We start from the raw sequence: 24,568 nt of genomic DNA, 5'->3' as shown, positions 1-24,568 counted from the left end.
CGTCGGCGGTCGATCGCACGCCGGCCCGGGTGGCGCTCAGCCGAGCAGCACCGCGTAGCCGGGCTTGATGACATCGTCGATGAAGGCCAACCGCTCGTCGAAGTGGATGAAAGCCGACTTCATCGCGTTCACCGTGAACCGCTCGAAGTCGGCCCAGCCGTAACCGAACTGATCGGCGAGCAGACCGAATTCCCTGCTCATCGTGGTGTCGGACATCAACCGGTTGTCGGTGTTGACGGTGACGCGGAACCGGAGTCGGGCCAGCACGTTGAACGGATGCTCGGACAAGGAGCCGACCGCGCCGGTCTGGACGTTCGAACTCGGGCACAACTCCAGCGGAATCCGCTTGTCCCGCACGATGTTCGCGATCTGTCCGAGCCGGGCACCCGCGAACGAGTGGGCGGCGAGATCGACCCCGGTGGGCAGTTCGATGTCGTCGAAGACGCGGACGCCGTGGCCCAGCCGGTCCGTCCCACAGAAGCCGATCGCCTCGTGGATCGACGGCAGCCCGAAAGCCTCGCCGGCATGGATCGTGAACGGCGCGCAGTTGGCACGCATGTACTCGAACGCATCGAGGTGACGGGTCGGCGGATGCCCGGCCTCGGCGCCCGCGATGTCGAAACCGACGACTCCCCGGTCGCGGTAGCGGACCGCGAGTTCGGCGATCTCCCGCGACCGGGCCGCGTGGCGCATCGCGGTGACCAGGCAGCGCACGGTGATGCTCCGACCCCGCTCGGCCGCCGCCGCCTCACCCTCGGCGAACCCCCGTAGCACCGCCTCGACGACCTCGTCGAGATCCAGCCCGCCCTCGAGATGCTGTTCGGGCGCGTACCGGACCTCGGCGTAGACGACGCCGTCGTCGGCGAGATCCTCGACGCACTCCCGCGCCACGCGCTCCAAAGCGGGAGCGGTCTGCATCACCGCGACCGTGTGGGAGAAGGTCTCGAGGTAGCGCTCGAGCGAGCCGCTGTCGGCGGCCCGGCGGAACCAACGCCCGAGCGTCTCGGCATCGTCGATCTGCGCACCGTTCTCGTCCCGCGGCAAGCCGTCGTAACCCACCTCGTGGGCCAGCTCGAGGACCGTCGCGGGCCGGAGTCCGCCGTCGAGGTGGTCGTGCAGGAGCACCTTCGGGGCGAGGGAGATGTTCGCCGGGGTCAGCGTCGTCATGGAGTGAACCTAACGCGGTCGATGATCAGTGGCCGGGCGCCCGCGCCGACCGCGTGTTCCGCGGCGTCGGGCTCGATGGTCGTCGCCCCGGCCAGGGACGTGCGGGCACCGGCGATCCGGTCCTCATCCTGCGTGTGCACGGTGAACAAGGGTTGACCCGCCCGAACACGCTCCCCCGGCTTCGCATGGATGATGACTCCCGCCTCGGCCGCGACCGCCTCCCCCGGTTTCGATCTGCCGCCGCCCAGACGCCACGCGGCGTCGCCGACCGCCCGGGCATCCATCTGCGCGACGACGCCGTCGCGCGACGCGGTGACGGTGTCGTGGTGTCGTGCCTGCGGTAGCGGCCCGTCCGGATCTCCACCCTGTGCGGCGATCATCGCCCGCCAGGTGTCCATCGCCCGACCGTCGGCGAGATGAGTTGCCGGATCGGCGTCGACGAGCCCCGCGGCGTCGAGCATCTCCCGGGCGAGGGCGAGGGTGAGCTCGACGACGTCGGCCGGACCGCCTCCTGCGAGCACCTCCACCGATTCGGCCACCTCGACGGCGTTCCCGATCGCGAGTCCGAGCGGTGTGCTCATGTCGGTGATCAGCGCGCGGGTGTCGACACCGGCGTCGTGGCCGAGTTCGACCATCGTGGACGCCAGTTCGCGAGCGTCGTCCTCATCCGGCAGAAACGCACCCGAACCGGTCTTGACGTCGAGAACCAGCGCGCCGGTCCCTTCGGCGATCTTCTTGCTCATGATCGACGAGGCCAGCAGCGGAATGGATTCGACCGTCCCGGTGACGTCGCGGAGCGCATAGAGCTTGCGGTCGGCCGGGGCCAGGTCGGCACCCGCGGCGCAGATGACCGCGCCGACCCGCTCCAGCTGGTCGAGCATGCCGGCCGTGCTCACCTCGGCACGCCATCCCGGGATCGACTCCAGCTTGTCGAGCGTCCCGCCGGTGTGACCGAGCCCGCGGCCGGACAGCTGCGGCACGGCGACACCGAACGATGCGACGAGCGGCGTGAGCGGGAGGGTGATCTTGTCGCCGACGCCACCCGTGGAGTGCTTGTCGACGGTGGCGAGTGACTTCCCGTTCCGCTGCAGCCCGGACAGATCCAGCCGGCGTCCGCTGTCGATCATCGCGTGCGTCCAGGACGCGATCTCCCGGCGATCCATGCCGCGCAGACAGACCGCCATCAACAGCGCCGACATCTGCTCCGGCGCCACCTCGCCTCGGGTGTAGCCGTCGACCACCCACGCGATCTGGGCGTCGCTGAGAGCGCGCCCGCCCCGCTTGGTGGCGATGACCGACACCGCGTGGATGATCTCCCGGTCCTCGACCGTCATGAGCGGACCGCGTCGAGATCGTCGGGTCCGAAAGCGTCGGGAAGCAGATCCGCGAGCGGCCGGGGCCTCGCCGGGTGGTCGACGAGGAGCTCGCGACCGCCGTGCTCGAGCAGCACCTGCCGGCACCGGCCACAGGGCATCAGGACCACTCCGCGGGCGTCGCAGACACTGACCGCCCGCAGCGCCCGGTCGCCCCCGTTCACCAGGGCGGCGACCAGCGCGACCTCGGCGCAGATCCCCAGCCCATATGAGACATTTTCCACATTGCAACCAGCGATGACACGACCCTCGGCCGTGATCCCGGCAGCGCCCACCGGGTACCGGGAGTACGGCGCATAGGCCCGGTCGATCATCGATTTCGCCTTGTCCCGCAACACATCCCACTCGATATCAGCAACCACCTGAATCTCCTGTCGCACGGCGTCATCGACCGTTCATCCGGATTTCATCACCGCAAAGCTTGGGTAAGGCAAACCTAAGTCGTAATGTCTTGTCGCTCAGATCGGTTTGGGCAATTTACCACCGGAATGGGCATGGGTTTAGAGTCTCTTCCTATGGGTCCATGGTCGAGTCGGAGCATGCCGATTCGACGCGTCCATCGACGATGTTGGAGGCCACTTTCCCGATGAGCACCTCGACCGAAGTCGCACCCGACCCGGTGCGCAGACGATCTCTTTATCGCGGCGATCCCGGCATGTGGTCGTGGGTCCTGCACCGCATCACCGGCGTCACGATCTTCTTCTTCCTGTTCGTCCACGTGCTGGACACCGCGGTCATCCGCGTCGATCCCAACCAGTACGACGCGATCATCGAGACCTACAAGACGCCGATCATCGGCCTCATGGAGATCGCCCTGGTCGCCTGCGTCCTGTTCCACGCCTTCAACGGTGTGCGCCTGATCCTCGTGGACTTCTGGTCCAAGGGACCCAAGTACCAGCGACAGATGCTGTGGGTGGCCATGACCCTGTTCGTCATCGTCTTCGGTGCCGGCACGGTCCGCCTGCTGCAGATCCTGTTCAGCCACCTGTAGGAGACACCAGAGATGACCACCTCGGAAGCCACCGGTGTCGCCAAGACCCTCGGCACGCAACACGACCGTCCCGCGAGCCTGGACAACCCGCGCTCGCCCCGCAAGCCCAAGGGCGGCAACTTCGAGAAGAACGCGTGGCTGTTCATGCGGTTCTCGGGTCTGCTGCTCGTCGTCCTGACGATCGGCCACATGTTCATCATGCTGGCGTGGGACGGCGGCGTGCATCGCATCGACGCCTCGTTTGTCGCGGCACGCTGGAGCTCGCCCTTCTGGCAGATCTGGGACCTCACCATGCTGTGGCTGGCCCAGCTGCACGGCGGCAACGGTGTGCGCACCGTCATCGCCGACTACTCCCGCAAGGACTCGACCCGTTTCTGGCTGAACGTGCTGCTCGCCGTGTCGATGATCCTCGTCCTCACGATGGGCACCTACGCCCTCCTGACCTTCGACGTCAACAGCGTCGGCTAGAGGAGACCTAGAACATGCAGGAACACCGCTACGACGTCGTCATCGTGGGCGCCGGCGGCGCAGGCATGCGCGCGGCGATCGAAGCCGCCCCTCGTGCCCGCACCGCGGTGCTGACCAAGCTGTACCCGACCCGCAGCCACACCGGCGCGGCCCAGGGCGGCATGTGTGCGGCACTCGCCAACGTCGAGGAAGACAACTGGGAGTGGCACACCTTCGACACGGTCAAGGGTGGTGACTACCTCGCCGATCAGGACGCCGTCGAGATCATGGCCAAGGAGGCCATCGACGCGGTGCTCGATCTCGAGAAGATGGGGCTGCCCTTCAACCGGACGCCCGAGGGCAAGATCGACCAGCGGCGCTTCGGCGGCCACACCCGCGACCACGGCAAGTCGCCGGTCCGGCGTGCCTGCTACGCGGCCGACCGCACCGGCCACATGATCCTGCAGACGCTGTACCAGAACTGCGTCAAGCACGACGTCGAGTTCTTCAACGAGTTCTACGCCCTCGACATCTGCCTCACCGAGAACGAGAAGGGCGAGCAGGTCGCGACCGGCGTCGTCGCCTACGAACTCGCGACCGGCGAGATCCACGTGTTCCACGCCAAGTCGATCGTCTTCGCCACCGGCGGCTCGGGCCGCATGTACAAGACGACGTCCAACGCGCACACGCTGACCGGCGACGGCATGGGCATCATCTTCCGCAAGGGCCTCCCCCTCGAGGACATGGAGTTCCACCAGTTCCATCCGACGGGTCTGGCGGGTCTCGGCATCCTGATCTCCGAGGCGGTCCGCGGCGAGGGCGGCATCCTGCGCAACGCCGACGGCGAGCGCTTCATGGAGCGTTACGCCCCGACCATCAAGGACCTCGCGCCGCGCGACATCGTCGCCCGTTCGATGGTGCTCGAGGTGCTCGAGGGTCGCGGCGCCGGGCCGAACAAGGACTACGTCTACATCGACGTGACCCACCTCGGCGAGGACGTCCTCAACGAGAAGCTCCCCGACATCACCGAGTTCGCGCGCACGTATCTCGGCGTCGATCCCGTCACCGAATACGTGCCGGTGTTCCCGACGTGTCACTACGTCATGGGCGGCATCCCGACGAACATCAACGGCCAGGTGCTGCGGAACAACGACGAGGTCGTGCACGGCCTGTACGCCGCGGGCGAGTGCGCGTGCGTGTCGGTCCACGGGGCCAACCGCCTGGGCACCAACTCGCTGCTCGACATCAACGTCTTCGGACGCCGGGCGGGCATCGCCGCGGCGGACTACGCGAACTCGGCCGAGTTCGCCGAACTCCCCGAAACGCCCACCGAGATGGTCGATTCGTGGCTCGAACTGCTGCTCAGCGATCACGGCCACGAACGCGTCGCGGACATCCGCACCGAACTGCAGGCGTCGATGGACGCCAACGCCTCGGTGTTCCGCACCGAAGAGACCCTCAAGCAGGCCCTGACCGACATCCACGGGTTCAAGGAGCGCTACGCCCACATCCGTGTCCATGACAAGGGCAAGCGGTTCAACAGCGATCTCCTCGAGGCCATCGAACTCGGCTTCCTGCTGGAGATGGCCGAGGTGACCGTGGCGGGAGCCCTGAACCGCAAGGAATCGCGCGGCGGCCACGCCCGCGAGGACTACCCGGATCGTGACGACGTCAACTACAAGCGGCACACCATGGCCTACAAGAAGGGCACCGATCTCCTTTCGGACATCGAGTTGGAGTACAAGCCGGTCGTGGAAACCCGCTACGAGCCGATGGAGCGTAAGTACTGATGACATCTGTTCTGGACAAGCCCGCGCCGTCCTCCGACGAGCCGCCGTTGCCACCGGTGCCCGACGAGGCCACCATGGTGACGCTCAAGATCTTCCGCTTCAACCCGGAGAACCCCGACGCACAGGGCTTCGAGAGCTTCCGCGTCCCGGCGCTGCCGACCGACCGTCTGCTCAACCTGCTCCTCTACGTGAAGGGCTACCTCGACGGGACACTCACGTTCCGTCGGAGCTGCGCCCACGGTGTGTGCGGCTCGGACGCGATGCGGATCAACGGCGTCAACCGTCTCGCCTGCAAGCTCCTGATGAAGGACATGCTCCCCAAGGACAAGTCCAAGGAGATCACCATCACCATCGAGCCGATCCGCGGCCTGCCGGTGGAGAAGGATCTCGTCGTCGACATGGAGCCGTTCTTCGACGCGTTCCGCGCGATCAAGCCGTTCCTGATCACCTCGGGTAACGAGCCGACCCGTGAGCGCATCCAGAGCCAGGCCGACCGCGCCCGTTTCGACGACACCACCAAGTGCATCCTGTGTGCCTGCTGTACGACGAGCTGTCCGGTGTTCTGGACCGAGGGCTCCTACTTCGGCCCGGCCGCGATCGTCAACGCGCACCGGTTCATCTTCGACAGCCGTGACGAGGGTGCCGTCGAGCGTCTCGACATCCTCAACGACGTCGACGGTGTGTGGCGCTGCCGCACGACCTTCAACTGCACCGACGCCTGCCCGCGTGGCATCCAGGTCACCCAGGCGATCTCGGAGGTCAAGCGCGCGCTCATGTTCTCCCGCTGACCCTTTCGAACTCTCTCTGCAGCCCGGCAACGGCCCGCACCCTCAGGGGTGCGGGCCGTCGTCGTCGGTGACGGTCGAGGTGGTGCTCAAGGTGCTTCCGGGCGGAAAAGGCCGGCGACAATGGATTCCGCGCTGCGCGCCTCCTCGTCCGGCTCGGCGGGCCACAGCAACATTGCCAGCACCGAACGGATGAGGAACCGCGCATCCGCGGGGTCGTCGGGATCGACGCCGACCAGATCGGCGGCCACCGCGTGCACCGCGGGAGACGACAGGACCGTCGGCGTCGCGTCGATCAGGTTGTCCGGCCGGAGGAACTGCCGGATGACCCGGTCCCCCCGCAGGGCCCGCAAGGTCTCGATGATCGCCGTCCGGGCACGTTCGGGTCCCGTGAGGTCCGCGATCGAGGCCCGGATCGCCGACAGCACCGGCGCCGAGGTGGTGGCCAGAACCGACTCGATCACCGCGGCCCGCCCGCCGGCGTGCCGGTAGATCGTCGCCCTCGAACAGTGCGCCCGGCGACCGAGCTCGTCGAGATCGAACGCGTCGAGTCCGCGCCGGGCGATGAGAGCCGCGGCGTGCGCGACGAGCCGTTCGCGGGCGGCGTCCCGCCGTTCTCCACCGACCAGCCAGTCCTGGGCCACGAGCCCTCCATTCTCACCATGAGACGGATCGCACCCTATGGGTGTCCGTCACCCGCTGGTCACGACGCTACGGTGAGACGCTACCGCGTGCCAGTCGATCCCACCGATCTCCTCTTTCCGGAATCGCGTGCCACCGCGTCCGCCGCCGTCGACTCTGGTGTCATGGACACCACCGAGGACCCCACGACCTTCTACTCGCGCCTTCACACCGACTCCCCGGTACAGCGCATCGGCGACTCCTCGTTCTTCGCCGTCGGCTCCTGGGATCTCATCGCCGACGCGGTCCGCCGCCCGGAGGACTTCTCGTCGAACCTGACCGCCACGATGGTGTGGCACGGCGACGGCTCGGTCTCGGAGTTCCCGGTCGCGGGTCTGGGCGATGCGATGCACGTCCTCGCGACCGCCGACGGTGCCCGCCACCGGGATCATCGCAAGCTCGCGATGACGTCGGTCTCGCCGGCCCGGATCCGTGAGCTGGAGCCGACCATCCGCGGGCACCTCGAGCGATCCTGGAGCGCGAATCTGCACGACGGTCGGATCGACTGGGTGAGCGCTGTGGCACAACGGATTCCGATGGCGGTCGCGTGCGAGCTGCTCGGATTCCCGGCCGACGACCGTGCCGTACTCACCCGGTGGGCGATCGCGACCAATGTCCTGATCGACGGCGTCATCACGCCGGAGCAGCTGACGACGGCGACCGCGGCGGTCGGCGAGCTGACGGGGTATCTGTCAGCGGCGTTGACCGGCGCCGGGAGCGGAGCGAGCGGGACTGCGTTGGCCGAGGTGGCCGCCCGCGTCGCGGCGGGTGGCCTCGACCACGAGTCGGCCGTGATGATCCTGTTCCAGTTGGTCGCCGCGGGCGCCGAGTCCACCACGAGTCTGCTCAACAGTGTCGTCTGGCTCTTGGACCGTCATCCCGAGGTCGTCGATCGTCTGCGCCGGGACCCCGAACTCATCCCGGTGTTCGTGGAGGAGGCCCTGCGACTCGAGACCCCGTTCCGTGGCCACTTCCGGCACGTCGTCGCCGACACCACGCTCGGCAACACGCGGCTTCCGGCCGGTTCGCACGTCTTCCTGATGTGGGGTGCAGCCAACCGCGACCCGGCCCATTTCGACGACCCCGCTGCGATCGACCTCGATCCGGCGGCCCGGAGGTCGCACCTCGCATTCGGCAAGGGTCTGCATCTGTGTGTCGGGGCCGCACTGGCGCGGCTCCAGGCGCGACTCGCGACAGAGCATCTGCTGACTTCCACCTCGACCTTCCGCATCGATCTGGGGCAGACGCTCTGGGAGCCGGGGGTTCTCGTCCGCCGTTTCACCACGCTGCCGCTGACGGTCACCACCTGACGCAGGGACAGGCCCGCACTCCGAGGGAACCGATCCGGCGCTCGATACGTCGAAGAGAGACCGAGGACGACCGGACGGTCGCCGGATCGGCTCTCGCACATCGAACGGAGTTCCCCATGGCCCGCGCCCTGTTGTTTCGGCTGCTGTTGACGTTCGCGGTGAGTGTGCTCGCCTGCCTTCTGGTCTTCACCCCGGCCGCGGCAGCACCCACCACCGACACCCAACGGATCACGATCATCCTGACCTCCGACCAGCAGCACAACGGCGCCGTTGCCTGGACCGACGCGGACGGCCGACTGCGGACACAGTCCGATGTCCCACTTCTGCAACGGGATTCGGAGGGCAACTGGACGGCGTCCCTGGTGTACACGAGAGCCGCGGGCGATGTGCCGGTCGACGCCCTGTTCCAGTCCGGCGGTCGCCTCTCCCGATGCGAGATCCGGATCGACGGCGAGCACGTCGCCGACCACACCGCAGACGGCCCGCGCCCCACGAGCTCGTGTCGCACCGGTTGATCCCGGCGCTGTGCACCCCCCGGCTCGATCCACTCCCGACCGCGTCGACGAGAGGAATGGCCGCCGCGGCCGTACGCTTGCTCTCGTCATGAGCACCAGAACAGAGCGGATCGACCCGCCGGAGCGGCTGCGGGTCTTGGAGATCCGGCATGCGGAGTCCGAGCCGCCGGGCGCATACGGGCCCGCGTTGTACGACACCACCGAGACGACCACGCTACGGATCTGGCGCGAGTCCGCGTCGGTCGATCTGACGTGTTTCGACGCCATCGTCGTTCTGGGCGGCGCGATGGGCGTGGGTGACGCGGGCCGTATCCCATGGATCGGCGACGAACTCGACCTGTTGCGTCGAGCCCGGGACCGGGGAATGCCCATCTGGGGCGTCTGCCTGGGTGCGCAGATGCTGGCCGCGGCGCTCGGCGGCGAGGTGTCCACCGCTGACGCACCGGAACTCGGCGTGCACCGCGTGATCCTGAACGACGCGGGTATGGCCGATCCGGTGTGGGGCGGCGCGGTCACGGCACCCACACCTCGCGAGATCGACACCGTGCAGTGGCATTTCGACACCTTCACCCTGCCGCCCGGGGCGACACTGCTCGCATCGTCGGAAACCTGCGTCGCTCAGCTGTTCCGCGTGGACAACTGCTACGGCGTGCAGTTCCACCTCGAGGCCGGCGGCGAGCTCGTCGGCGACTGGCTGTCACATCCGGATTCGCGGTCCTCGGTGGTCGAGGTACTCGGCGAACCCGCCACCGATCGGTTCGCCGCCGACGCGGCGGCCACCGAGAGCGTGACCGCACCGATGGCGGATGCGGTGATGCGGCGATGGCTGCACGAGGTCGTCGGCAACGGGCTCTCCCGCTGGTAACGTGCGGCCGATGACCTCGACGTGGACTCGTCGTACCGCGTGCGCTCTCGTCGCCGTGCTCACCTTCGGGCTCGTGGGCCTGGTCGTCGGTACCGAGCCCGCGGTCGCCGTCCCGCTGCCGGCCCCGCCGCCACCGGCCATCACCACTCCGGCCACCGAACACTGCCCACACAAGGTCGCGACGCCGCCCGCCGTCGACGAATCCGAGGTCGTCGCGCCCGGTTCGCCGACCCCCACTCCCCTGCCGGTTCCGTCGCCGGCCGTCGGCGGTGACGAACTCGCCGGCTGCGGCGTCGTCGCCGATCCCGCCGCGGGACCTGTTCCGCCGCGCCTGACCTCGGCCGGCTGGTTGATCGCCGACCTCGGGTCCGGGCGGGTCATCGCCGCCAAGGACCCCCACGGCCGTTACCGGCCGGCATCGACGATCAAGGTGCTGCTCGCCCTCGTCGTCCTCGACGAACTCGACCTCGCCGCACGCGTCGAACCGACCCCCGAGGACTGGACCGCCGAGGGCGACTCCTGCGGTATGGGGCCCGGGGGCGTCTACACCGTGCGCGATCTGCTCACGGGCCTGTTGCTGGTGTCGGGAAACGACTGCGCGCACGCCCTCGCGCGTCAGCTCGGCGGCGTCGACGCGGCTCTGGAGAAGATGAACGATCGGGCGGCACTGCTCGGCGCGCAGGACACGCGAGCGGCGAGCCCGTCCGGCCTCGACGCCGCCGGGATGTCGTCGTCACCCTACGACCTGGCGCTGTTCTTCCGCGCCGCACTGGCCGAACCGACGTTCCGCGAGATGATCACGCTGCGCACCTACCGCTTTCCGGGATATCCGCGGCGCCCCGACGTGCCGGGCGACAAGGATCACCCGGCCTACGACATGTACAGCACCAATCGCCCTCTCCTCGACGGTTATCCGGGGATCATCGGCGGCAAGACCGGTTACACCGACGACGCGCGCAAGACGTTCGTCGGAGCCGCCGAACGGGACGGCCGGACGGTGGTCATCGTGCAGATGTTCGGCCTGTCCCTCGACGGCGACCTGTATTGGGATCAGGCCGCGTCGATGTTCGACTACGGATTCCGGACCGACCCCACCATCTCCGTGGGCCACCTCGTCGAACCGTCGTCGCCGGAGCGGACGTCGTCACCGGACGGGGCGTCGTCGTCACCGCCTGACCCACAGACCGAGAAGCGAGCCACGGCAACGGGTTCCGATCGAGCGTCGTCCACTTCCGTCCAGGTTCTGATCGGACTCGTGGCCGCGCTCGTGGCGGTGATCCTGCTGCTGCTCGGCCTGCGACTCGCCGGCCGGCGCTGACTCTCTGCACGAGATCCCGGCTCGGACCGGCCCGGACCGGGTGTCAGCGTCGCCGGAGGACTCCGACGAGCGCGGCGACTGCCGCGCCCACACCGGCGGCGGCCGCGAGCGCACCGGCCCGGGGCGCCGGGTTCACCTCGACGGTCGGCGAGATCACCACCGGCCGCCGGAGTTCCGCGTCGGGCTCCTCGACCACCTGATACGAGCTGTTGATGGGGTCGGTCGCACACCAGGCGGTGGCGTACAGGACGATCCGCGACGCCAGATACGCGAAGACGAAGACACCGAGGATCGGGCCGAACGCAACCCCGGCCGGGGAACTGAGGACCGACTGAAGGTACAGTCCACCAAGCGATTTCATCAGCTCGAAGGCGATCGCGATGATCAAGCCGGCCTTCATCGCGTGTGTCATGGGCAAGGGCACCAACGGAAGCCGCGCGAGCACGAAGGTGAAGAGCAGCCAGCTGGCGACGACGGACACGAGGATGGCGACCGCCCGCACCACGACCGGGGCCCACGACGCGTCGTCGAGTCCGACCCAGGAGAGCATCGTGGTGGTGAGGCCGCTGTTGCCGAGGGTCGTCAGCGCCATCGTCACAGCGAAGGCGATACCCAGCAACGCGAACGTGAGGAGGTCCCACACCTTCGACAGCACGGGGTTGCGGTCGACGCGGCCTCCGTACATCTCGGTGAAGGCCACCCGGACGCCGGAGATCCACCCGATCCCGGTGAACGCGGCACCGATCAGCCCGACGATCCCGACCGCGGCGCGCGAGGAGATCGCGGAGTCGATGACCTCACTGAGTTGCTCACCCATCTTGCCCGGCGCGGCTTCGACGATGGCCTTCTGCAGGTCCTCCAGCAACTGGGGCTGATTGGCGAGCACGAAGGCCGCCACCGAGAACACCACCATGATGATCGGGACGAGCGCGAGGATGCCGTTGAAGCTGATGGCTGCGGCGTACACGTTGCCGCGCCGATCGTTGTAGCGCTCGACGGTCTGCACCAGATGCTCGACGGCGGGCCACTTCTCTCGCGCCGCCGCGAAGGCCGCCTTGCCCTTGTCGACGGTCGACTTCCCGGTGTCCACCGCCGACTTCGCAGTGTCCACCGGCGATTTCGCGGTGTCCACCGGTGATTTCGCCGGGTCTGGCGCGGAGGTCATGAATGGCCTTCCTGGTCGGAGCGCGGGGACCGGCCGTCCCTGTTCGGTCCCGGTACGGGCGTCCTGCGGGTCCGGTGTCACCGGCCAGGCGCCAGGAACCCCACCTTGTCATAGACAGATGCCAGCGTCTCGGAGGCGACGGTCCGAGCGCGGGCCGCGCCCCGGGCCAGGACGGCGTCGAGTTCGGCCGGGTCCGACAGGTATTCGTCGACGCGCCCCCGTAGCGGGGTCACGAACTCGGCGAGCACCTCCGCGGTGTCGACCTTCAGATCGCCGTAACCCTTGCCCTCGTACTTGGCGACCAGATCGTCGACGCCGACGCCGGACAACGCCGACTGGATGGTCAGGAGGTTGGAGACGCCCGGCTTCTCGGCGACATCGAACCGGATCTCCGATCCGGTGTCGGTGACGGCGGAGCGGATCTTCTTCGCCGAACGCTTGGGGTCGTCGAGCAGGTTGATCAGACCCTTGTCGGTCTCGGCGGACTTGCTCATCTTGGCGGTCGGGTTCTGCAGGTCGTAGATCTTGGCGAATTCGGAGACGATGTGCGCCTGCGGCACCTTGAGCACCTTGCCGAAGCGGGAGTTGAAGCGTTGCGCGAGATCGCGGGTGAGTTCGAGGTGCTGCCGCTGATCCTCCCCGACGGGCACCCGGTCGACTCCGAACGCCAGGATGTCGGCGGCCATCAGGATGGGATAGGTGAACAGGCCGACACCCGCCGCGTCGACGCCCTGCTTCGCCGACTTGTCCTTGAACTGGGTCATCCGGCTCGCCTCGCCGAAGCCGGTGATGCACGACAGGACCCACGTCAGCTGTGCGATCTCGGGGATGTGGGACTGGACGTAGATGGTGGAACGCTCGGGGTCCACGCCGACGGCGAGCAACTGGGCAACGCTCAGACGGGTGCGGTCGGCCAGGACCTTCGGCTCGAACGGCACGGTCAGCGCGTGCATGTCGGGGATGAAGTAGAACGCGTCGAAATCGTCCTGCAACGCCACCCACTGCCGGACGGCGCCGAGATAGTTCCCGAGGTGGAAGGAATCGCTGGTCGGCTGGATGCCCGACAGCACACGCGGGCGGGTCGGCACCGCACCGGCCGACGGGTCTCCGGTGCGCTCTGCGTCGCTGGTCATGACGCCCAGTTTGTCAGATCCCGTCACTCGTACCGCACGGTGACCGGCGCATGGTCGGACCAGCGGAGGTCGTATGCCGCGGCACGTGCGACCTCGGCCTTGGTCGCGCGGCCGGCCAGCATCTTGTTGGTGAGCTGGTAGTCGATACGCCACCCGGAGTCGTTGTCGAAGGCTTTTCCGCGCCACGACCACCAGGAGTAGGGACCGGCGTCGTCGGGGAACAGCTCGCGCATGACGTCGCGCCACCCGGCCGCCAGCAGATCGGCCACCCACGCACGCTCATGTGGCAGGAAACCGGGGCTCTTCAGATTGCCCTTCCAGTTCTTGATGTCCGCCTCGGCGGGCGCGATGTTCCAGTCGCCACCGACGACGACATGCCGGCGACGACGGACGAGCCGGCCGAGATGGTCGCCGAACTCGGCCATGAACCGGACCTTCTCGTCATGTTTGGCGATGTCCTTCTCGGCGTCGGAGAGCGCGGCCCCCTTGGGGAGGTACAGGCTCGCGGCGGTCAACGGCCCCAGATCGGTGTCGAGGTCGACCTCGACATAACGCCCGAGTTCGTCGAACTCGGCGCTCCCGAACCCGACCCGCACCGCGGCGGGCTCCCCCCGGGTGAGCACGCCGACGCCCGCGTGGCCCTTCACGGCCGACTCGCTCATCGTGAGATGCCAGCCCTCGGCCAACGCCGGCGCCAGGGCGTCGCGGGCGAGTTCCGCACTGGCCCGGACCTCCTGCAGCAGGACCACGTCCAACCCGGACCCTTCCAGTCCGGCCTGATCGAGCCAGGGCAGGAAGCCGCGGTTGGCCTCCGACCGATGTTTCACCGCTGCGCGGATTCCGTTGACGTTCACCGTGGAGATCGTGAGTGGCACGGGGCCACATCCTACGGACCGGGTCGGACAGCCCCGGCCGGCCGTGGCCGCGGCGCACACGGCCAGATAGAGGTAAGGCAACCCTTGTGCGGACACCCTAAGATATGTAAGCATTGCCTAATCCAGGCACGAAGGTGAGTCCGAAGATGTTCGTTTGCATATGCCGCGCCGTGACGGTCGACGAGGTCCACGCACACTGCGACGCAGGTGCGTACACCGTCGATGCGATCAGCGACCGATGCGGCGCGGGCGAAGGCTGCGGAACCTGCCTGGACCAACTGCACGACATCCTGAGCGAAAGGGCGTCAACCGCGACGACCGCTGCATGACCTGACAGCCGACCCGACGAACCTCGCGCGACACGACGCGCGGGGGGTTTTGTCGTGTTACGGTTCGACCGGACATTCACGGCGAACCGGAGGCTGACACATGCGTGGCGACGACGAGGTCATCGAACTGCTCAACGAACAGCTCACCAGTGAGCTCACGGCGATCAACCAGTACTTCCTGCATGCGAAGATGCAGCAGAGCTGGGGGCTGACCGAGATCGCGGCCAAGACCCGGGCCGAGTCGATCGAAGAGATGACGCACGCCGAGATCCTGACCGATCGAATCCTGTTCCTCGATGCCCTCCCCAACTACCAGCGCCTGCTGCCGCTGCGCATCGGACAGTCGATCCGCGAGCAGTTCGAATCGGATATGGCGATCGAGGTCGAGGTCGTGGAACGACTCCGCCCCGGAATCGCGTTGTGCCGGTCCAAGGGTGACATCACGAGTGCGAACCTCCTGGAGCAGATCCTCGCCGACGAGGAAGAACACATCGACTACCTCGAAACCCAGCTCGAGCTGATCAACAAACTCGGCGAGCAGCTCTATCTCTCGAAGACCATCGCCACACCGCCGACCAACAGCTGACCCACGCGTTCGACGACGAGGGCCGACCGGAACTCTCCGGTCGGCCCTCGTCGTCGAACAGAGGACTTCGCTCGGTCAGGATCCGACCGGCCGGCGCCGCGACGTCGCAAGGGCCACCACGGTGACCGCGATGCCGGCCAGCGCGAGCAACACCCCGACGACCGACGGTGCGAGATACCCGTAGCCTGCGCTGACCACCACACCACCGAGCAGCGCGCCGGCCGCGTTGGCGATGTTGAGTGCCGAATGGTTCAACGCGGCGGCCAGGGTCTGCGCGTCAGCAGCCACATCCATCAGCCTGGTCTGCAGCGCGGGCAGCATCGCCGTACCGGTGAGCGCCACCATGTACGTGAGAAACAGCGCTGCCCAGGCGTTCTCAGCCAGCACCGCGAACGCGCCGAGCGATAGGGCGCTGGCGGCGAGGCCACCGAGGATCGCCACCGACACGCTGCGGTCGGCGATGTAGCCGCCGACGAAGTTGCCGGTCACCATGCCCAGTCCGTACAGCATGAGCGCGAAGGGCACGACCGACACCGACAGCCCGGTGTCAGTGGTCAACGCCGAGTTCAGATACGTGTAGAACGCGAACATCCCGCCGAATCCGACGGTCCCGATGACGAGGGTGAACCAGACCTGGGACCGCTTGAGTGCACCGAGCTCGGTGAGCGGATCGGTGGTCTTCATCCCGGTGAGCGCCGGAAGGGCGCGCATCAGTGCGATGACGGTGGCGACCCCGATGACGACGACGATCGCGAACGCCGACCGCCAGCCGAAGGTCTCCCCGAGCCAGGCGGCGGCCGGCACGCCGAACACGTTGGCAACCGACAGACCGAGCATCACCTGCCCCACGGCCTTGGCGCGATTCCGCGGGCCCGCGAGGTGAGCGGCGACCAGCGCCGCGACGCCGAAGTAGGCGCCGTGCGGCAGACCGGCCACGAACCTCGCCACCAGCAGCAGCCCGTAGTCCGGCGCGAGAACCGTGGCCAGGTTGCCCACGGTGAACGCCACCATCAAACCGATGAGCAACGTGCGTCGAGACATCCTCGCGGTGAGCGCCGCGATCAGCGGAGCCCCCACCACCACACCCATCGCGTACGCCGAGATGACATGTCCGGCAGTCGGTTCGGACACTCCGAGCGAGCCGGCGATGTTGGGCAGCAGACCCATCGCGACGAACTCGGTCGTACCGATCCCGAAACCGCCGAGCGCGAGGGCGAGAATCGTCCAGCGACGTACCCGGCGGGACACGCCGACCGAGACGGCCCCCTCGGGACGGTGGACCTCCGGAGCGGCGAGCCGATCCGTCAGCGAGACGTCGGCCGGGGCATCGGTGGTGGAAAGAGCGTCAGACACGGTTGATGCCAACCGTGTCCGGGAGGCCCTGATTCCGGACCCGGCGGTGAGTTCATTCACACCCCCCTGCCCGCGCGGTCATCGCATCGGCCGGGTCGCGGTCGGGCGCCGCGACCGTGCGCCCCGGATCAGCTGCCGGCCTCGGCGCCGCCCCCGGACCCGTCTCCCGCCGGGGCCGTGTCGGCCGCCTCGGGGTCGTCTCCGGGCGGCTCGTCCCCCGCCGGTTCCTCCCCCGCCGGTTCCTCCCCGGCCGGTTCGTCCCCGGACAGCTCGCCCGACGACGGATCGGTGGCGGCCGGGACCTCGTCGCGGACGGGCGCCGGGGCGGGATCCTCGTCGGGCGCCTCGACACCGCTCGCGTCGTCGGTGCCGGCGGGTCCCCCGGGAGTGTCGGCGGTCGGGTCGGCCGGGGCCGGTGACGGCACCACCGAGTCGTCGGATCCGGTGGCCGGTTCGACCCGAACCGGTTCGATGGCGTCACCGCTTGCGGTCGCGAGCCTCGAGAACGTCGACGACCGCAGACTCGACGCATCCGCCGCGAGAACCGTGACGGTGCCGGCCTGTGGCGCCACCGGTCCGACGATCGTTCCCGCCCAGTACCGCACGAAGTTCACCGGGAGCAGGACGATGCTGCGGAGGCTCGCGGCAAGGGCGGTGGCCCCGTCGACGAATCTCGCCGGCGACAGCGTCAGGATCCCCTGCAGGATGTCCTCGAAGACGAACAGATCCGGCAGATAGGCGCCATACCCGAGCTTCGGCAGCGGGGGCAGGAGGTCCTGCACGAGCCGGATCACCGGCTGCAGGTTCGCGAGTTCGATGCCGTACGGCAGGTCGATCGTCGGACGACCGGACAAGAAGTCCCCGATGTCGCCGGAAAACCCCAGATCGCGCGCCCACCCCTGAACGAGTTCGGCGAATGCGGAATCGGCGGTGACCACGCACACCGCGGTCCCCGGATCGCAGCGAACGGTCCGCCCGTCGTTCCACGTCGATGTGCGCGGATCCCGATACATCTGGAACGGATAGAGGTTGTGCTTGGTGAAGTAGCCGAGCAGGCCGTCGATCGCGCCGATCGGGTCGTGGATCGGATCCGGCAGGTCACAGATGGGATCGCCATCGATGCAGACCGACACCACCCGGCCCTCGAGGTCTCCGAACCCGCCGTCGGTCTCGGACGCACCTCGTGCCCCTGCCATCGTCAGACCCGGGATGATCCCGATCAACGACAACTCGATACCGCGGCCGGTCTTGTCGCCGGAGCGGCGGGGATCCGCGTACAGCTCGCCGGAGACGTTCCCCGTCACGATGTCCACCAGAACCGGATTGCCCTGCTCGTCGAGCATGACGTCGCCGTTCTCGTCGGTCGCGACGACCTGCTCGACGTTGCGACCGTTCCCGATGTCGGCGAGTACGTCCCCGGCGACACGGGCACCCTGCGAATAGCCTGCGACCACGATATCGGCGCCTGCTCCGCATCGTTGCTGATAGCCGGCGATCGCCGACGCCGTCGCACTCCTGCCCTGTCCGGTGCTGTCGTCGTATCCGGCGGCACCGAGTGGCCAGAGCGTGGTCGGGTAGTCGACGTGGATCACGTCCTTGGGCGCGGCGAGATAGGGACTCCCCGGGTCGTCCTCGATGACCACCTCGCCGTTCTGCACCGTCGGCACCTTGCCGGTGTAGCGCTGCTTCACACCGACGAGATGGGCGCTCTCCGGGTCGTTGGTCCCGGCCACGATGATGACCGCGCCCGAGTCGCTGCATTCGGCGGCCGTCGCGGGAGGGGCCCCGGACAGGCTGAGAGCTGCCGCGACCGCCAGGGCGGTCAGAGCGGCGATCGTGAGCGAGGTCCGTCGGGTTCGGAGACGAGCGATCGCGGCCATGGGGCGCTCCTGTGCGAACCCGGACCACCCGATCGGAATCCTCCGACGCAGCCGGGGCTGGTCCGAACGCTAGATCCGCGACGGTGAAACCGACAGCACGCTGAGGGACGCTAACGACCGTGACCTGGCACGATACATCTGACCACACGTGATTTCACTCGGTCGGAGGACAGCTCATGCCACCTTCGGACCGCGCTTGGAAAGTGTTGGACGCGGCCTGACCGGGACGGTTCTCCGGCACTCACATCCGTGTTATATCCTTGTCGCCAGGTCATGAGCATCAGCGTCAAGCCCCGGCTGGCTGATCGGCAACCCTCCATCCGCGGTGGGGTGCTCCGGGTGATGACCGGGTTGTGGGATCGCAGCGACGATCCCCGGCAAGCGCGGGTCCGAAGGTCGGACCCCACCAGGGTCGAGTTGGCCCTGCCGACCGTAGAAAGTGATCAATCGCCATGTCTGATGCCCCTGACGGCACTTCCGCCGACGGCACCTCCCCAGTGGACAACTGGAGCTTCGAGACCAAGCAGATCCACGCCGGACAGGCCGCCGATGCGGTGACGAACGCGCGGGCGCTGCCGATCTACCAGACGACGTCGTACGTCTTCAACGACACACAGCACGCCGCGAACCTCTTCGGGCTCGCCGAGCCGGGCAACATCTACACCCGCATCATGAATCCGACCCAGGATGCCGTCGAGCAGCGGATCGCCGCACTCGAGGGTGGCGTCGCCGCGCTGCTCGTGGCATCAGGCCAGGCCGCGGAGACCTACGCGATCCTCAACATCGTCGAGACCGGCGGCCACGTGGTGTCGAGCCCGCGCCTGTACGGCGGCACCTTCAATCTCTTCAATTACACGCTGCCGAAGCTGGGCGTCGAGGTCACGTTCGTCGACGATCCCGAGGATCCGGCGTCGTGGCAGGCCGCGGTCAAGGACAACACCCGCGCGTTCTTCGGTGAGTCGATCTCCAACCCCAACAACGAGATCCTGGACATCCCCGGCATCTCGGAGGTCGCCCACCGCAACGGCGTACCGCTGATCATCGACAACACGGTCGCCACGCCGTACCTGATCAATCCGCTGGCCCACGGGGCCGACATCGTCGTGCATTCGGCCACCAAGTACATCGGCGGCCACGGCACGGCGATCGGCGGCGTCATCGTCGACGGCGGGACCTTCGACTGGCGTGTCCAGCGCGACGGGAAAGACCTGTTCCCCGGTTTCACCACCCCGGACCCCAGCTACCACGGCGCGGTCTTCGCCGACCTCGGGGCGCCCGCGTTCGCACTCAAGGCCCGCGTGCAGTGGCTGCGTGACACGGGTGCGGCCATCGCACCGTTCAACGCGTTCCTCCTCGCGCAGGGCCTGGAGACCCTGAGCCTGCGCATCGAGCGCCATGTCGCCAACGCGCAGAAGGTCGCCGCCTTCCTCGAGGGCCACGGCCAGGTCGAGTCGGTGGCGTACGCCGGCCTGGAGTCCTCCCCCTGGTACAAGCGCGGCCAGGAACTGGCCCCCAAGGGTCAGGGCGCGATCATCGCCTTCGAGATCACCGGCGGCGTCGACGCCGGCAAGAGGTTCGTCGACGCGCTCAGCCTGCACAGCCACGTCGCCAACATCGGCGACGTGCGCTCGCTGGTGATCCACCCGGCCTCGACCACGCACAGTCAGTTGACCCCCGAGGAGCAACTCGCCGCGGGCGTGACCCCCGGACTGGTCCGACTGGCCGTGGGCATCGAGGGAATCGACGACATCCTGGCCGACCTCGAACAGGGATTCGCGGCGGCCAAGTGAAACAGGTGAGGCAGCTTTGTCGGTGAGTATCGACCTGAACGCGACAGCGTCTGATCAGCCCGATTGGGAGTCTCTCCCGGACGGGGAACTCGTCGGCATCCCGATCGGATCGCTGCCTCTCGACAGCGGAGCACGGATCGACGACGTCACCCTGGCGTTCCAGCGCTGGGGGACGTTGTCGCCGTCCCGCGACAACGTGATCCTCACTCTTCATGCGCTGACGGGTGACTCGCATGTCACCGGCCCCGCCGACGCCGACCACGACTCGGCCGGATGGTGGGACGGGTTGATCGGGCCCGGGCAGGCCATCGACACCGACGAGTGGTGCGTCATCTCCGCCAACGTCCTCGGGGGATGCAAGGGGTCCACCGGCCCGGGTTCCATCGCCCCCGACGGCCGTCCGTGGGGTTCGCGTTTCCCGCAGATCACCGTCCTCGACCAGGTCCGCGCCGAGGTGGCACTCCTCGATCGCCTCGGAATCACCAGCGTCGGTGCGGTTCTCGGCGGGTCGATGGGTGGCGCGCGCGCCCTCGAGTGGGTCATCGAGTACCCCGACCGGGTGCGCAGTGCACTCGTCCTCGCCGTCGGCGCCCGCGCGACCGCGGACCAGATCGGTATCCAGTCCGCTCAGATCGCCGCGATCAAGGCCGACCCGGACTGGCGCGGTGGCGACTATCACGGCACTGGACGAACCCCGTTGCAGGGCATGGGAATCGCTCGTCGAATCGCCCATCTCATGTACCGCAGCGAGCCCGAGCTCGACAGCCGATTCGCGAACGACGCCCAGGGCGACGAGAATCCGCTGACCGGCGGGCGCTACGCGGTGCAGAGCTACCTCGACCATCAGGCGTCGAAGCTGATGTCGCGCTTCGACCCGGCGAGCTACGTCGTCCTCACCGAGGTCCTCAACCATCACGATGTCGGGCGCGGTCGCGGCGGAGTCGCCAAGGCGCTCAACGCATGCACCGTTCCGGTGATCGTCGGGGGAATCGACTCCGACCGCCTCTACCCGATCCGGCTCCAGGTCGAACTCGCCGAGGAGCTGGGCAACTGCGTCGGCGGCCTCCAGGTCGTCCACTCCGACACCGGTCACGACGGCTTCCTGACCGAGTTCGACGCCATCAGCGATCTGCTCAAGCGCACAGTCGAACTCGCGCGACGCGACGCCTGAGGGCGTCCCGATCCGGCCGTCGGCGACCTCTCGTCAGCGCGGCGCGGGAACCGTGGGCACCGGACTGCTGGGCTGAGGCGACGGCGGGATCTGCGGTGCCGACTCCCCGCCCCGATCAGCGGGCTGCCCTGAGTCGGGCACCGACGGCGCCTGGGTCGCCCCCTGGGCGCGCGTGCTGCTCGGCCGTGCCGAACCGGTGCGCGGAGACTCCGGCGTCGGCGTCGTATACGTCGGAGGCGGCGGCGTGGGCGCGGCGCTCGGCGGGAGGAAACCCGGCGGCAACAGTTCCGGCGGGATCGTCGGCGTCGATCCGGGCGGGAACGGCAACTCCGGCCACGGGAACGGCGACAGCGTGCGGGTGCTGGTGCTCGTCGACGGGCGCGTCGGCGGCAACTCCGTGGTCGCCCAGGCCGGCGGATCGTTCCAGCCGGTCTGCGGCATGGGCTGTTGGGTCGGGACAGGGGCCACGACGGTCGGCTCGACGGGCTCATCCGGAATCCGGGTGATCGGCTGCGAGGGGGGCCTCGGGGCGACCGGCGGGTCGCTGTCACTGGTTGCCGCGGCCGGTGGCACGCTGCTGCTGACCGAGGGCTGCGGATCAACGGCCGGACGATCCGCGAATGACGAGCTCACCGCGTAGATCGTCATGAGCGTGGCGGCGATGACGGCTCCGGCGACCGCGATGGGTGTCGCGGAGAGCCACTCACGTTGCGGTTTTCCGCCGATGAACGCCAGACGCGCTGCGCCCGAATAACTCTGGAGCGCAAGCAGGGCTGCGCCGGTGGCCACGACCAATTCCGGAGCGGTCGGACCGACAACTTCCAGATCATGCCCAGATGCGATCGTGCGCACCGCGGGAAGGTTGGCGAGGCCGCCGATGAAGATCACTGCGTCCGGCCGTACGCCGCGCGATCGTGCGGCGTCGATGTACCGGGTGAACACCTCTCTCGCGTCCCGGATCATCGGCTCGATCGCCTGCTCGACATGCGCCGCCGACAGCGTCACGCGCCCCGCGCCCGCCGAGACCGCCACCACGGACTCGGCCGCGGACGACGTCCCGCCGTAGGCGATCTCTTCCTTCGCGGTCCGGCAGGCGCTGCGCAACTCGCTGCGATCGGCCCGGGTGCGGCCGGCTTCACCGAGGGCCGGGTTGTCCGCGGTCAGCTGGTCGACGATGGATCGGTCCAGGCGACGGCCGCTCAGAACCGTCGAGTGTTCGGGATTGCCGATCCGGCCCTCGCGGGGGTCGACGGTGTAGAGAGACATACCGGTGTCGCCGCAGTCGACGACGACCGCGGCGGTGAAGCGGTCGACCTCCCCGGTGTCGGCGAGGTAGGCCAGAACGGCCTCGTCCTCGCCGGCGAGGCGAACCTGGCGGCGGGGGCCGCTGCCCCTCGAACGCAGTTGTCGGCGCTGACTGCCCGTGCGTGCGGCCACCCCGATGGGTCCCACCCTCGTCGCGGACTCGCGGGCCGCGGTCAGCATCACGTCGATCCCGGCGTTGACGCGACCGGCGGCATCGAGACCGTCGGTGGGGTCGACGTCGATGACGCGTGAGTCGACCACACTGCGCCCGAGATCGTCACGCGTCAGGAGGACGTAGTGGATCATGCCAGCACCTGCTGACACGCCCATGGACGTCACTTCGCTCACGGTGTCGTCGGTTGGTGATGCAGTGATACAAACTCCAGCGGTCGGTGCGTCTGCGGCAGGGCAGCGGAAAGTGCCTGGTCGAGCGGACGACTGGCCGTCAGGTCACGCTCAGGTCTCTATTGTAATCAATCCGTGCCCAAAGAGTCGATCGACGCCGCCAGCCACAGCATCACACCGCCGACCGTCGCCATCACCGTGACGTCGAACGTCTTACCCCTGACCTGCAGCAACCCGGCTTGCGACGAGGGAATGAACGCTCGTAGCACGGCGCCGACGAGGAGCGCCGCCCCGAAGACGAACGACCCACGCCGCCAGCGATCGAACATCACGAGCAGTGCCGCGACGAGCACACCCACCATCACCAGCAGATACGGGAGTTGGACGAGCATCTCCCGAAGGCGGGTGCGGTCGGCGGAAGCGCGGGTCCGGCCTCCCGGGCGGGAGTTGTCGACACCACGCGGCTGGGAGTGAGCGGACTCACTCGGGCGCTCGTCTCGGGTCACGCGTCGCCGCCACCCCCGGAGGCGAGCGTCTGCTCCGCGCGTTCGACGACGTTGACGAGCAGGAACGCTCGCGTCAGCGGTCCCACGCCGCCGGGGTTCGGTGACACGTGGCCGGCGACGTCCCAGACGTCGGGATGTACGTCGCCGACGAGACGACCCTCGTCGGTGCGGCTGACCCCCACGTCGACCACCGCGGCACCTGGCTTGACCATGTCCGCGGTGATGAGGTGCGGCACACCCGCGGCGGCGACCACGATGTCGGCGCGTTCGATCTCGGACGCGAGATCGGTGGTCCCGGTGTGGCACAGGGTGACCGTGGCGTTCTCGCTGCGGCGGGTGAGGAGCAGACCGATGGGCCTGCCGATGGTGACGCCGCGCCCGACGACGGTGACCCGGGCTCCGGCCAGCGGGACGTCGTAGCGGCGCAGCAGGTGGATGACGCCGCGCGGGGTGCAGGGCAGCGTCGATTCCTTGCCCAGGACCAGCCGCCCGAGATTGATCGGGTGGAGTCCGTCGGCGTCCTTGAGCGGATCGATCCGCTCGAGCGCGGCGTTCTCGTCGAGGTGCCGGGGCAGCGGCAACTGCACGATGTAGCCGGTGCAGGCCGGGTCCGCGTTGAGTTCGTCGATCGCGGCGTTGAGCTGTTCGGTCGTGGCGTCGGCCGGGAGATCCTTGCGGATCGAGGCGACGCCGATGCGCGCGCAGTCGGCGTGCTTGCCCTTGACGTAGGAGTGCGAACCCGGGTCATCGCCGACCAGAACGGTGCCGAGACCAGGGGTGACACCCGCCAGCCGGAGCTTCTCCACCCGTTCGGCCAGATCAGCGAAGATCTCGTCGCGCGTGGTCTTCCCATCGAGTCGTATCGCGGTCACGCCCGACATTCTTCCA

24 protein-coding genes and 1 riboswitch are annotated in these 24,568 nt (G+C 68.3%); of the genes, 12 read left to right on the top strand and 12 right to left on the bottom strand.

Annotated elements, in window-relative coordinates; genetic code table 11:
• Positions 1-36: 36 nt before the first annotated feature.
• Genes ABIC25_RS04595 through ABIC25_RS04585 form a run of 3 tightly spaced genes read right to left on the bottom strand, consistent with a single transcriptional unit; the run spans position 37 to position 2,902 of the window.
• Positions 37-1,167: an adenosine deaminase gene (locus tag ABIC25_RS04595; RefSeq protein WP_354560172.1), complete on the bottom strand. Its 1,131-nt coding sequence runs from the start codon at positions 1,165-1,167 to the stop codon at positions 37-39.
• Positions 1,164-2,501 (bottom strand): thymidine phosphorylase, encoded by a 1,338-nt coding sequence (locus ABIC25_RS04590; protein ID WP_354560170.1) that lies wholly within the window; start codon positions 2,499-2,501, stop codon positions 1,164-1,166. The genes ABIC25_RS04595 and ABIC25_RS04590 overlap by 4 nt, the downstream gene beginning before the upstream one ends.
• On the bottom strand, positions 2,498-2,902 hold the full coding sequence (locus tag ABIC25_RS04585) for a cytidine deaminase (RefSeq protein ID WP_354560168.1): 405 nt from the start codon (positions 2,900-2,902) through the stop codon (positions 2,498-2,500). Before ABIC25_RS04585 ends, ABIC25_RS04590 begins: the two co-directional genes overlap by 4 nt.
• Before the next feature lie 224 nt (positions 2,903-3,126).
• Here ABIC25_RS04585 and sdhC point away from each other — a divergent pair, with 224 nt between their 5' ends.
• Genes sdhC through ABIC25_RS04565 form a run of 4 tightly spaced genes read left to right on the top strand, consistent with a single transcriptional unit; the run spans position 3,127 to position 6,556 of the window.
• Positions 3,127-3,531 carry a succinate dehydrogenase, cytochrome b556 subunit gene (sdhC, locus tag ABIC25_RS04580; protein ID WP_004021681.1) on the top strand — a complete coding sequence of 135 codons (405 nt, stop codon included), beginning with the start codon at positions 3,127-3,129 and terminating at the stop codon, positions 3,529-3,531.
• A gap of 12 nt (positions 3,532-3,543) precedes the next feature.
• On the top strand, positions 3,544-3,999 hold the full coding sequence (locus tag ABIC25_RS04575; protein WP_004021682.1) for a succinate dehydrogenase hydrophobic membrane anchor subunit: 456 nt from the start codon (positions 3,544-3,546) through the stop codon (positions 3,997-3,999).
• Positions 4,000-4,013: 14 nt separating this feature from the next.
• Entirely contained in the window at positions 4,014-5,768 is a 1,755-nt protein-coding gene (gene sdhA, locus ABIC25_RS04570; protein WP_004021683.1) for a succinate dehydrogenase flavoprotein subunit, read from the top strand.
• Positions 5,768-6,556 (top strand): succinate dehydrogenase iron-sulfur subunit, encoded by a 789-nt coding sequence (locus ABIC25_RS04565; protein ID WP_004021684.1) that lies wholly within the window; start codon positions 5,768-5,770, stop codon positions 6,554-6,556. The genes sdhA and ABIC25_RS04565 overlap by 1 nt, the downstream gene beginning before the upstream one ends.
• Positions 6,557-6,642: 86 nt before the next feature.
• Here ABIC25_RS04565 and ABIC25_RS04560 read toward each other — a convergent pair whose 3' ends face one another.
• Positions 6,643-7,197 carry a TetR/AcrR family transcriptional regulator gene (locus tag ABIC25_RS04560; RefSeq protein ID WP_354560166.1) on the bottom strand — a complete coding sequence of 185 codons (555 nt, stop codon included), beginning with the start codon at positions 7,195-7,197 and terminating at the stop codon, positions 6,643-6,645.
• A gap of 162 nt (positions 7,198-7,359) precedes the next feature.
• Here ABIC25_RS04560 and ABIC25_RS04555 point away from each other — a divergent pair, with 162 nt between their 5' ends.
• The 4 genes from ABIC25_RS04555 to ABIC25_RS04540 all read left to right on the top strand — a co-directional run bounded on the left by ABIC25_RS04555 (position 7,360) and on the right by ABIC25_RS04540 (position 11,242).
• Positions 7,360-8,544, top strand: a complete 1,185-nt coding sequence (locus ABIC25_RS04555; protein WP_354560164.1) for a cytochrome P450 — start codon at positions 7,360-7,362, stop codon at positions 8,542-8,544.
• Between the two features lie 116 nt (positions 8,545-8,660).
• Entirely contained in the window at positions 8,661-9,059 is a 399-nt protein-coding gene (locus ABIC25_RS04550) for a hypothetical protein (protein WP_239400467.1), read from the top strand.
• Positions 9,060-9,147: 88 nt separating this feature from the next.
• Positions 9,148-9,924 (top strand): type 1 glutamine amidotransferase, encoded by a 777-nt coding sequence (locus ABIC25_RS04545; protein WP_354560162.1) that lies wholly within the window; start codon positions 9,148-9,150, stop codon positions 9,922-9,924.
• Between the two features lie 10 nt (positions 9,925-9,934).
• A complete protein-coding gene (locus ABIC25_RS04540; protein ID WP_354560160.1) occupies positions 9,935-11,242 on the top strand; it encodes a D-alanyl-D-alanine carboxypeptidase family protein in 1,308 nt (435 codons plus the stop codon).
• A gap of 43 nt (positions 11,243-11,285) precedes the next feature.
• On the opposite strand, the gene ABIC25_RS04535 is transcribed toward ABIC25_RS04540, so the two are convergent.
• The 3 genes from ABIC25_RS04535 to ABIC25_RS04525 all read right to left on the bottom strand — a co-directional run bounded on the left by ABIC25_RS04535 (position 11,286) and on the right by ABIC25_RS04525 (position 14,415).
• Positions 11,286-12,407 carry a YhjD/YihY/BrkB family envelope integrity protein gene (locus ABIC25_RS04535; protein WP_354560158.1) on the bottom strand — a complete coding sequence of 374 codons (1,122 nt, stop codon included), beginning with the start codon at positions 12,405-12,407 and terminating at the stop codon, positions 11,286-11,288.
• Positions 12,408-12,484: 77 nt separating this feature from the next.
• Entirely contained in the window at positions 12,485-13,540 is a 1,056-nt protein-coding gene (gene trpS / locus ABIC25_RS04530; RefSeq protein WP_033203737.1) for a tryptophan--tRNA ligase, read from the bottom strand.
• 23 nt (positions 13,541-13,563) lie between these two features.
• On the bottom strand, positions 13,564-14,415 hold the full coding sequence (locus tag ABIC25_RS04525) for an exodeoxyribonuclease III (RefSeq protein ID WP_101819086.1): 852 nt from the start codon (positions 14,413-14,415) through the stop codon (positions 13,564-13,566).
• 146 nt (positions 14,416-14,561) lie between these two features.
• Between ABIC25_RS04525 and ABIC25_RS04520 the strand changes: the two genes are divergently transcribed.
• Together ABIC25_RS04520 and bfr are read left to right on the top strand one after the other, a co-directional pair.
• On the top strand, positions 14,562-14,744 hold the full coding sequence (locus tag ABIC25_RS04520) for a (2Fe-2S)-binding protein (RefSeq protein ID WP_010841902.1): 183 nt from the start codon (positions 14,562-14,564) through the stop codon (positions 14,742-14,744).
• 100 nt (positions 14,745-14,844) lie between these two features.
• Complete coding sequence (gene bfr, locus ABIC25_RS04515) at positions 14,845-15,330, top strand: bacterioferritin (RefSeq protein WP_004021693.1); 486 nt, start codon at positions 14,845-14,847, stop codon at positions 15,328-15,330.
• 75 nt (positions 15,331-15,405) lie between these two features.
• Here bfr and ABIC25_RS04510 read toward each other — a convergent pair whose 3' ends face one another.
• Together ABIC25_RS04510 and ABIC25_RS04505 are read right to left on the bottom strand one after the other, a co-directional pair.
• The gene (locus tag ABIC25_RS04510) at positions 15,406-16,683 is read right to left on the bottom strand and encodes an MFS transporter (protein WP_101819266.1); all 1,278 of its coding nucleotides are present in this window, start codon (positions 16,681-16,683) and stop codon (positions 15,406-15,408) included.
• Positions 16,684-16,811: 128 nt separating this feature from the next.
• Positions 16,812-18,563 carry a cutinase family protein gene (locus tag ABIC25_RS04505; RefSeq protein ID WP_354560156.1) on the bottom strand — a complete coding sequence of 584 codons (1,752 nt, stop codon included), beginning with the start codon at positions 18,561-18,563 and terminating at the stop codon, positions 16,812-16,814.
• Positions 18,564-18,832: 269 nt separating this feature from the next.
• A riboswitch (SAM riboswitch) is annotated at positions 18,833-18,953 on the top strand.
• Between the two features lie 62 nt (positions 18,954-19,015).
• Here ABIC25_RS04505 and ABIC25_RS04500 point away from each other — a divergent pair.
• Together ABIC25_RS04500 and metX are read left to right on the top strand one after the other, a co-directional pair.
• Positions 19,016-20,353, top strand: coding sequence for a bifunctional o-acetylhomoserine/o-acetylserine sulfhydrylase (locus tag ABIC25_RS04500; RefSeq protein WP_354560155.1), 1,338 nt, complete (start codon positions 19,016-19,018; stop codon positions 20,351-20,353).
• Between the two features lie 16 nt (positions 20,354-20,369).
• Positions 20,370-21,524, top strand: coding sequence for a homoserine O-acetyltransferase MetX (gene metX, locus ABIC25_RS04495; RefSeq protein ID WP_101819089.1), 1,155 nt, complete (start codon positions 20,370-20,372; stop codon positions 21,522-21,524).
• Positions 21,525-21,557: 33 nt separating this feature from the next.
• On the opposite strand, the gene ABIC25_RS04490 is transcribed toward metX, so the two are convergent.
• The 3 genes from ABIC25_RS04490 to ABIC25_RS04480 all read right to left on the bottom strand — a co-directional run bounded on the left by ABIC25_RS04490 (position 21,558) and on the right by ABIC25_RS04480 (position 24,552).
• The gene (locus ABIC25_RS04490; RefSeq protein ID WP_354560154.1) at positions 21,558-23,135 is read right to left on the bottom strand and encodes an Hsp70 family protein; all 1,578 of its coding nucleotides are present in this window, start codon (positions 23,133-23,135) and stop codon (positions 21,558-21,560) included.
• A 167-nt stretch (positions 23,136-23,302) separates the two neighbouring features.
• Positions 23,303-23,566 (bottom strand): DUF3017 domain-containing protein, encoded by a 264-nt coding sequence (locus ABIC25_RS04485; protein WP_004021699.1) that lies wholly within the window; start codon positions 23,564-23,566, stop codon positions 23,303-23,305.
• A 110-nt stretch (positions 23,567-23,676) separates the two neighbouring features.
• Positions 23,677-24,552 carry a bifunctional methylenetetrahydrofolate dehydrogenase/methenyltetrahydrofolate cyclohydrolase gene (locus ABIC25_RS04480; protein ID WP_197505665.1) on the bottom strand — a complete coding sequence of 292 codons (876 nt, stop codon included), beginning with the start codon at positions 24,550-24,552 and terminating at the stop codon, positions 23,677-23,679.
• Positions 24,553-24,568: the final 16 nt, after the last annotated feature.

The organism is Gordonia sp. PvP123 (assembly GCF_040547295.1).
GTDB classification, from domain to species: domain Bacteria; phylum Actinomycetota; class Actinomycetes; order Mycobacteriales; family Mycobacteriaceae; genus Gordonia; species Gordonia terrae.
The sequence above is the reverse complement of the archived record's forward strand: the minus strand, read 5'-3'. Positions and strand labels throughout refer to the sequence as shown.

What these genes read in the sequence shown, in the direction of transcription:
- ABIC25_RS04550 (WP_239400467.1), top strand. Translation starts at nt 8,661, where the DNA reads ATGGCCCGCGCCCTGTTGTTTCGGCTGCTGTTGACGTTCGCGGTGAGT.
- ABIC25_RS04500 (WP_354560155.1), top strand. Translation starts at nt 19,016, where the DNA reads ATGTCTGATGCCCCTGACGGCACTTCCGCCGACGGCACCTCCCCAGTG.
- ABIC25_RS04505 (WP_354560156.1), bottom strand. Translation starts at nt 18,563, where the DNA reads ATGGCCGCGATCGCTCGTCTCCGAACCCGACGGACCTCGCTCACGATC.
- ABIC25_RS04535 (WP_354560158.1), bottom strand. Translation starts at nt 12,407, where the DNA reads ATGACCTCCGCGCCAGACCCGGCGAAATCACCGGTGGACACCGCGAAA.
- ABIC25_RS04565 (WP_004021684.1), top strand. Translation starts at nt 5,768, where the DNA reads ATGACATCTGTTCTGGACAAGCCCGCGCCGTCCTCCGACGAGCCGCCG.
- ABIC25_RS04485 (WP_004021699.1), bottom strand. Translation starts at nt 23,566, where the DNA reads ATGCTCGTCCAACTCCCGTATCTGCTGGTGATGGTGGGTGTGCTCGTC.
- bfr (WP_004021693.1), top strand. Translation starts at nt 14,845, where the DNA reads ATGCGTGGCGACGACGAGGTCATCGAACTGCTCAACGAACAGCTCACC.
- ABIC25_RS04555 (WP_354560164.1), top strand. Translation starts at nt 7,360, where the DNA reads ATGGACACCACCGAGGACCCCACGACCTTCTACTCGCGCCTTCACACC.
- ABIC25_RS04575 (WP_004021682.1), top strand. Translation starts at nt 3,544, where the DNA reads ATGACCACCTCGGAAGCCACCGGTGTCGCCAAGACCCTCGGCACGCAA.
- ABIC25_RS04520 (WP_010841902.1), top strand. Translation starts at nt 14,562, where the DNA reads ATGTTCGTTTGCATATGCCGCGCCGTGACGGTCGACGAGGTCCACGCA.
- trpS (WP_033203737.1), bottom strand. Translation starts at nt 13,540, where the DNA reads ATGACCAGCGACGCAGAGCGCACCGGAGACCCGTCGGCCGGTGCGGTG.
- ABIC25_RS04490 (WP_354560154.1), bottom strand. Translation starts at nt 23,135, where the DNA reads ATGATCCACTACGTCCTCCTGACGCGTGACGATCTCGGGCGCAGTGTG.
- sdhC (WP_004021681.1), top strand. Translation starts at nt 3,127, where the DNA reads ATGAGCACCTCGACCGAAGTCGCACCCGACCCGGTGCGCAGACGATCT.
- ABIC25_RS04540 (WP_354560160.1), top strand. Translation starts at nt 9,935, where the DNA reads ATGACCTCGACGTGGACTCGTCGTACCGCGTGCGCTCTCGTCGCCGTG.
- ABIC25_RS04595 (WP_354560172.1), bottom strand. Translation starts at nt 1,167, where the DNA reads ATGACGACGCTGACCCCGGCGAACATCTCCCTCGCCCCGAAGGTGCTC.
- ABIC25_RS04545 (WP_354560162.1), top strand. Translation starts at nt 9,148, where the DNA reads ATGAGCACCAGAACAGAGCGGATCGACCCGCCGGAGCGGCTGCGGGTC.
- ABIC25_RS04590 (WP_354560170.1), bottom strand. Translation starts at nt 2,501, where the DNA reads ATGACGGTCGAGGACCGGGAGATCATCCACGCGGTGTCGGTCATCGCC.
- sdhA (WP_004021683.1), top strand. Translation starts at nt 4,014, where the DNA reads ATGCAGGAACACCGCTACGACGTCGTCATCGTGGGCGCCGGCGGCGCA.